The organism is uncultured Sphingomonas sp., from assembly GCF_964250165.1.
Taxonomy (GTDB): Bacteria; Pseudomonadota; Alphaproteobacteria; order Sphingomonadales; family Sphingomonadaceae; genus Sphingomonas.
Genome location: NZ_CAXUEK010000136.1, coordinates 1 through 3,570 on the forward strand (window position 1 = coordinate 1; position 3,570 = coordinate 3,570).

General features: G+C 72.5%; 5 protein-coding genes. 2 read left to right on the forward strand and 3 right to left on the reverse strand.

Features of this window, described 5'->3' with window-relative positions; all coding sequences use genetic code 11:
• Nucleotides 1-91: 91 nt before the first annotated feature.
• Nucleotides 92-1,225, reverse strand: coding sequence for a YncE family protein (locus ACFE64_RS15385; protein WP_375393330.1), 1,134 nt, complete (start codon nt 1,223-1,225; stop codon nt 92-94).
• Between ACFE64_RS15385 and ACFE64_RS15390 the strand changes: the two genes are divergently transcribed.
• Nucleotides 1,224-1,676: a hypothetical protein gene (locus ACFE64_RS15390; RefSeq protein ID WP_375393331.1), complete on the forward strand. Its 453-nt coding sequence runs from the start codon at nt 1,224-1,226 to the stop codon at nt 1,674-1,676. The genes ACFE64_RS15385 and ACFE64_RS15390 overlap by 2 nt on opposite strands.
• 225 nt (nt 1,677-1,901) lie before the next feature.
• Here the strand turns inward: ACFE64_RS15390 and ACFE64_RS15395 are convergent, their stop codons facing one another.
• Entirely contained in the window at nt 1,902-2,750 is an 849-nt protein-coding gene (locus tag ACFE64_RS15395; RefSeq protein ID WP_375393332.1) for a dienelactone hydrolase family protein, read from the reverse strand.
• 64 nt (nt 2,751-2,814) lie between these two features.
• Nucleotides 2,815-3,180, reverse strand: a complete 366-nt coding sequence (locus ACFE64_RS15400) for a hypothetical protein (RefSeq protein ID WP_375393333.1) — start codon at nt 3,178-3,180, stop codon at nt 2,815-2,817.
• 159 nt (nt 3,181-3,339) lie between these two features.
• Between ACFE64_RS15400 and ACFE64_RS15405 the strand changes: the two genes are divergently transcribed.
• On the forward strand, nt 3,340-3,570 hold a 231-nt coding region (locus ACFE64_RS15405), incomplete at its 3' end, for a hypothetical protein (RefSeq protein WP_375393334.1).

The window sequence follows — 3,570 nt, forward strand, 5'->3', positions numbered from 1 at the left end:
TGACGACCGCCGCTGGCAACGATGTTCTCACACAGCCTCCACCAAACGGACATCGAGTGAGGCGAGCGGCCTTGACCTGCCGGGCGCCACCTCACCCGCCATCCATCATCGCCACCTCCCCGCCGTTGAACGCGGTCACGAACAGCGTCCGCCCGTCCGCGCCCACGCCGATCGAGCGCGGGAAGTGACCCGCCGGCACGCTCCGCAGCACGCGCGGGCCGCTCGGCGCCGCGTCGAGGATCGCCAGGCTCCCCGTCGCGCCAGGCCCCGCGAAGCGGTTGGAGTTCGCCACCGCCAGCCGCGTCCCGCCCGCGAACAGCGCCAGCCCGACCGGCGCCTTGCCGCCGCTGTCGCCGGATCCGAGCAGCGCGAGCGTGCGCGCATCGAATGCCAGCACGCGATCGTCCCCACGCGCCGCGACCCAGACCGTCGCCCCGTCCGGCGAGGCGACGACGCGCACCGGCGAGCAGCCCGCCGCCGTCGCGTTCACCACCGCGTCCGCCGCCCCGGCCTCGGCCCTGGCGACGTCAATCACCGACAGCAGACCGAACGCCATTGCCGGTCCATTGCCCTGCCGACAGCCGCCATGCGCGAGCCGCCGGTCCTTCAGCCCGCCCGCGCGCACGCCCGGTCGCGCCACCTCGCTCGTCACGAACAGCCGGCGCCCGTCCGGCGACAGCGCCAGCCCGGCCACCGCGTCGCCGCCCGTCGGGATTCGCGTCACCACGCGCGCCGCGTCCGCGCCCGGCGACAGCGCCACCACGCCGACGTCGCCGCGCAGGTCCTTACCTGCCGCATCCTGCCCGGCGATGCCGGTCTCGTCGGCGACGAAGGCGAAGCGGCCGTCCGCGCTCACCGCCACGTCGAAGCTGCCCTCATGCCCGCCTGCCGGCCCGATCGGCACCGTCACCGGCGTCGCATGGCAGCTCATCGCCCGTGCAAGGTCGAGCAGCACCAGCCCCGCGTCGCCCGCCGCGACCAGCAGCCCGCGCCCGTCCGGCGTCGCCGCCATCCCGAACGCCTGCGCCGCCGGCAGCGGCTGGAAGCAGCGCGGCGTCCCGTCCGGCGCGAACACGCGCAGTTCCGTCGCGCTGTCCGGCCGGCCGTTGGCGGTCACCGACACGATCGTGCCGCCCGCCATCGGCAAGGCGGCGAAGGGATGCCCGTCGGTCGGCAGGGTCGACGGAACGGCGGCAGCGAGCAATACGGCTAGCAGGAGGCACATGGCCGAAGGAACGCGCCGGCCGCCCACGCGCTCCCGCCGCATGGACCGTGCCACGATCGAGGCGCGCTGGCGCCGGTTGACGCGCGAGGAGCTGCCCGCGCTGGCCGCGCTGCGTGGCTGGCCGGTCCGCGCCGACCATTGCTTCCAGCGCATCCTGCTCGACCATGCGGTCGGCGGGTGCTGGTACGATCACGTCTCAGGGTGCCCGGCTTATCGGCATCTCGCCACCGCGCGGCTGCTGGCGGCGGTGACGATGGCGGAGGCGGTGGCGGCCGGGGAATTGGATCTCCACCAGCTCAATCGGCAATCCCTCGCCTGGCGACGCGCCTCAAAAGGCGGCGTGGGCGAGCGCGGGCGAGGTAGCGGCGAGCAGCGCGACGCTGGCACTCGTGAGCGTCAGCAGCAGCGCCGCGGCGGTGGTGGCGAGGCGGGTCATGGCGAACGATCCTGAAACGACGCGGCGGACCCGATGCCCGCCGGCGATGCGGGACCGCTAGCGTCGCATCGCACCGGTTCACGCGCGCCGCGACCGGGCGACGAACGAGCGACCGACGCCCCGTAACCCCGGCCTTGAGCCCGGATCCGCTGCCCGCCGCGGCAAAGCCGCGCCGTCGGACGGGCGCGAGGCGCGCCGGCCGGCCGGCGCGGTGGAGGCCGGACGTGCCGGCCGTCGCGTTCAGCTCACGCCGTTCGCCCGGAAGTGCCGCAGCAGCCGCGCCCAGCCGTCCTTGGCGTCCGCCTCGCGATAGCTGTCGCGATAATCGGCGTGGAAGCCGTGCGGCGCGTCCGGATAGACCACGATCTCGGCCGGCTTGCCTGCCGCCTTGAGCGCGGCGCGCATCGCCTCGACATCGGTTTGCGGTATGCCCTGATCGAGCGCGCCGTACAGGCCCAGCACCGGGGCGTGCAGCTCGCCCGCGCGCGCGACCAGTGGCTTCAGCTGCCCATACCAGGCGACCGCGGCCTTGACGTCCGGGTCGGTCATCGCCGCGCGCCACGCCACCGCACCGCCCCAGCAGAAGCCGGTGACGCCGATCGCGCCCGGCTTGGCGAAAGGCTGCGCCTTCAGCCAGGCGGAGGTCGCGCGCACGTCGCCGTCGACCTGCTCGACGGAGGCCTGCTGCACGACGGGCAAGATCGCCTTGATGTCGGTCAGCGCCGGCAGGTTGACGCCCGAGCGGTAGAAGAAATCGGGCGCGATCGCGACATAACCCTCGCGCGCCAGCCGGCGGCAGATGTCCTTGATATAGGCGTGGACGCCGAAGATCTCGTTGGCCACGATCACCGCCGCGTGCCGCCCCTTCGCCTTGGGCCGCGCGACATAGGCGGGCAGCGGGTGCGGGGCGCCATTGGGGATCAGCACCTCGTCGATCACCAGCCCGCCCTCGGGCGTGGTGATCGGTGCCGCCTCGGCCGACCAGGCGGCGAGCGCGTAGCCCGCGAAGAACATCGACACGGCCATGCGCCGCGACAGGTGGAAGTCCGCCGGCTCGGGCACGGCATCGGGACGGGTGAGGGTGGTCATGGACGCGGCTCCTGGCAGGAGCAGCGAGGCTAGTCGTCGCCTGTCGGTCCGGCAATCGGCTAAACTACGCCTTCTTGCCCCCGAACAGCCGCCCGAGCACTTCGTTGGCCACCGTCGACACCGCCTCCGCGACCTTTTGCGGATCGATTGGCGACGCAGGCGCCGCGTCGTTGGCCGGCGCAGCGGCCGCGTCGGGCCTCGCCGCCGGCTTGGGAGCAGCCGTCTTGCCGTGCTCGACCGCGAGGTTGGCGAAGGTCGCCGCCACCGTCAGCCCCTTGGCGAGCGCCGCGCGACCCTCCGGGCTCGTCGCCCTGGCGAGCAGCGCCTCGCCCTTGTGCCGAAGCTCCTTGGGCAGCTTCACCCCGCCGATGCGCTTGGGGATGCGGCCGGCCTTTTCGGCCCTGTCCGCCTTGTCCTTCTTTTTGCCCATCCATCGACTCCTGCACTCGTGTATCGTCGACATAGGACACCGCCGGGGCGATGCAATCCCGTGGCCACTGGACTATGTTGGACGCTGGCCCTGTCACCGGAACACAAGTAGAACCCGCCTCATGCCTCTGACCTCCATCCCTCAGCATCGGTGTTCCCCATGCTGAGTCACATCAGTGTCCGCGGCGCGCGCGAGCACAACCTCAAGGGCGTCGACATCGACATCCCGCGCGATACGCTGACGGTGATCACCGGCCTCAGCGGCTCGGGCAAGTCCAGCCTCGCCTTCGACACCATCTATGCCGAGGGCCAGCGGCGCTACGTCGAGTCGCTCAGCGCCTATGCGCGCCAGTTCCTGGAGCTGATGCAGAAGCCCGACGTCGATCATATC

What these genes read in the sequence shown, in the direction of transcription:
- ACFE64_RS15385 (WP_375393330.1), bottom strand. Translation starts at nt 1,225, where the DNA reads ATGTGCCTCCTGCTAGCCGTATTGCTCGCTGCCGCCGTTCCGTCGACC.
- ACFE64_RS15390 (WP_375393331.1), top strand. Translation starts at nt 1,224, where the DNA reads ATGGCCGAAGGAACGCGCCGGCCGCCCACGCGCTCCCGCCGCATGGAC.
- ACFE64_RS15400 (WP_375393333.1), bottom strand. Translation starts at nt 3,180, where the DNA reads ATGGGCAAAAAGAAGGACAAGGCGGACAGGGCCGAAAAGGCCGGCCGC.
- ACFE64_RS15395 (WP_375393332.1), bottom strand. Translation starts at nt 2,750, where the DNA reads ATGACCACCCTCACCCGTCCCGATGCCGTGCCCGAGCCGGCGGACTTC.